Source organism: bacterium (genome assembly GCA_031082185.1).
In the GTDB taxonomy this organism is placed as follows: domain Bacteria; phylum Sysuimicrobiota; class Sysuimicrobiia; order Sysuimicrobiales; family Humicultoraceae; genus VGFA01.
Genome location: JAVHLI010000036.1, coordinates 1 through 2,075 on the forward strand (window position 1 = coordinate 1; position 2,075 = coordinate 2,075).

The 2,075-nt window shown below is 62.9% G+C and carries 4 protein-coding genes; 2 read left to right on the plus strand and 2 right to left on the minus strand.

The genetic code is table 11. The annotated features are described in order from the left end of the window. The first annotated feature begins 206 nt into the window (after positions 1 to 206). Positions 207 to 545, plus strand: coding sequence for a type II toxin-antitoxin system RelE/ParE family toxin (locus RDU83_13990; GenBank protein ID MDQ7842110.1), 339 nt, complete (start codon positions 207 to 209; stop codon positions 543 to 545). 1 nt (position 546) lies between these two features. Beyond that, entirely contained in the window at positions 547 to 933 is a 387-nt protein-coding gene (locus RDU83_13995) for a helix-turn-helix transcriptional regulator (GenBank protein ID MDQ7842111.1), read from the plus strand. A 127-nt stretch (positions 934 to 1,060) separates the two neighbouring features. On the opposite strand, the gene RDU83_14000 is transcribed toward RDU83_13995, so the two are convergent. Together RDU83_14000 and RDU83_14005 are read right to left on the minus strand one after the other, a co-directional pair. Further along, on the minus strand, positions 1,061 to 1,546 hold the full coding sequence (locus RDU83_14000) for an RES family NAD+ phosphorylase (GenBank protein MDQ7842112.1): 486 nt from the start codon (positions 1,544 to 1,546) through the stop codon (positions 1,061 to 1,063). A gap of 42 nt (positions 1,547 to 1,588) precedes the next feature. Continuing rightward, positions 1,589 to 1,771, minus strand: a complete 183-nt coding sequence (locus tag RDU83_14005; GenBank protein MDQ7842113.1) for an MbcA/ParS/Xre antitoxin family protein — start codon at positions 1,769 to 1,771, stop codon at positions 1,589 to 1,591. Positions 1,772 to 2,075: the final 304 nt, after the last annotated feature.

The window sequence follows — 2,075 nt, forward strand, 5'->3', positions numbered from 1 at the left end:
GAACGAGTGATCGGGGATTATCAGAACAGGTGATCGATTTGCCTCAGAATCCGCAACTGACCGGTCTTGTGTCCCTGCAATCTAGATCTGGCCCCATCTGGCGGTCCACACGGTCAACCAACTCGACGAACTGACTTGACGTGATGTAACTTTCGAGTTACTGTGACGTCGTGACGATGGAATCGGCGACTGGCCCGTGGGAGCTTGTGTTCTATGAGACTGGCGAGGGCAACCGTCCGGCCGAAGTGTGGCTGCGGGAGCAAGGCCCGAAGGTCCAGGCACGGTTCGCTCGGATCTTTGATCTGTTGGAGGAACACGGCACCAGCGTCAGGGAGCCGTACGTCGCGCACCTTCGGGGCAAGATCTGGGAGGTACGCGTCGAGCACGCCAAGGTCCAGCGCCGCGTGTTGTACTTTGCCGCGCCGGAGCGGAAGTTCGTCCTGTTGCACGGCTTCGTCAAGAAGACTCAGAGGACTCCGTCGAGGGAGATTGGCGTGGCGGAGCAACGCATGCAGGACTACACGGCACGACTCGGGAGGGATTGAGATGGCAAGGCTCAGCCGCCCTTGGAAGGAACTGAAGCAGGATCTCTACCGGGACCCCGAGTTCCGGAAGGCTTACGATGAGCTGGAGCCCGAGTTCCAGCTTGCTCGGGCGATCATCGCACTTCGGGCCGCCAAGGGGCTAACCCAGGAAGAGATGGCTGAACGAGCCGAGATCAAGCGGCCGATGCTCAGCCGGCTCGAGGGCGCCAAGGACCTCCCTACGCTTCCTACGCTCGCTAGGCTGGCTGCCGCCATTGGAGCCAGAGTGGAGGTTCGCTTCGTCGACAGGAAGAACCGGGAGCTCAGACGTATCCCGCCGATTCGGGTCGGGCGCAAGCCTGTGGCCGAGACGAGAAAAGGGTCCGGCAATGTGCGCTCGCACTCATGAACCACAGTACTAAGCCACCCGGACGGCAATCTCCGAAACGGGGTGAACCACCCTCCCGGCACCACGAAAACCCTGCAATACACAACAGTCAAACCGTGGCTCGGCCGCCACACCGACCCAATCTGGCCTACGGCTCTTGAGGTGCGGGTTCGACATGCTCTGGCACAGAAGTCTCGTCGTCGGCCAGAAGATCCGTGAAGACCACGAGGTTGTGGTGGTTGCCGGCGGCGGACGGCACGATCAGAGCGTCGAAGCCAGCACGTCGCGCGGCGCGGCCGAGGTCCTGCGTGGCGCCCCACTCGTTGGAAACAAGGTCTTCCCGCAGGATACACAACTTGTCCCGTGTGGACGGGTCGGTGAGGTCCAAGGCCTTGGCGACACGGACCTTGATGCGCGCATGCCAGTACCGCACACGCACCCCAGGCCGCCGCAGCATCTCGGCCCGGCACGCGGCCGGACTCTCTGAGAGATAGAGGGCACCGTACTCGCGACGGGGGTTGTAGCGACCGCCGTGCTCGAGCGCGCCTTGATCGCTGTCTGCGTCGTCCTTGTGAAGCTCAGCGACGAAACGGTGCCATACTCCCTCAACGCGCCGCGGTCGCAGGCCGGCCATGGCCGCCTCGAGACGGCGCAACCGGTCGGTCGTCATACGGGGTTACGAGGGGATACCGTGGAGAATCCGGCCGAGCAGGTCGTAGACCTGCCGGGTGCCGAACGGAGGGTCCTCCAGCAAGACCTGGCGGGGGGTCTTCCCGCGGAGGTCGGGCTGGGGCGAGTTGAGGAACCGCCGTCGATCCTCTTCGGTCGGCGCCACCCCCTGCAGCATGCGGGAAATCACGATCAGATAGCGTGCTGTCTGCGCGTGCAGGGGTCGGACTCTGGAAGAACTTCGGTTCTCCCACCTCGACACGGTCTCGGGGCGGACTTGGCCGAGAGCCCGGCCGGCTTCGACCTGGGTGAGGCCGAGTAGCACACGGGCCTTTCGGAGCTTTTGAGGCGGAATAGTATCTACGGCCATGCTCACCGGTGCGCCCTCCGGTTTCATCTTGACATACATCAAGTTAGGAAGCAACCCCAAAGCGAGGAGGGAGACTGTCAAGCCCAGGGTAGCACTTCCCTTGGCCTATGATGTTGGTGTTCGA

What these genes read in the sequence shown, in the direction of transcription:
- RDU83_14000 (MDQ7842112.1), bottom strand. Translation starts at nt 1,546, where the DNA reads ATGGCCGGCCTGCGACCGCGGCGCGTTGAGGGAGTATGGCACCGTTTC.
- RDU83_13995 (MDQ7842111.1), top strand. Translation starts at nt 547, where the DNA reads ATGGCAAGGCTCAGCCGCCCTTGGAAGGAACTGAAGCAGGATCTCTAC.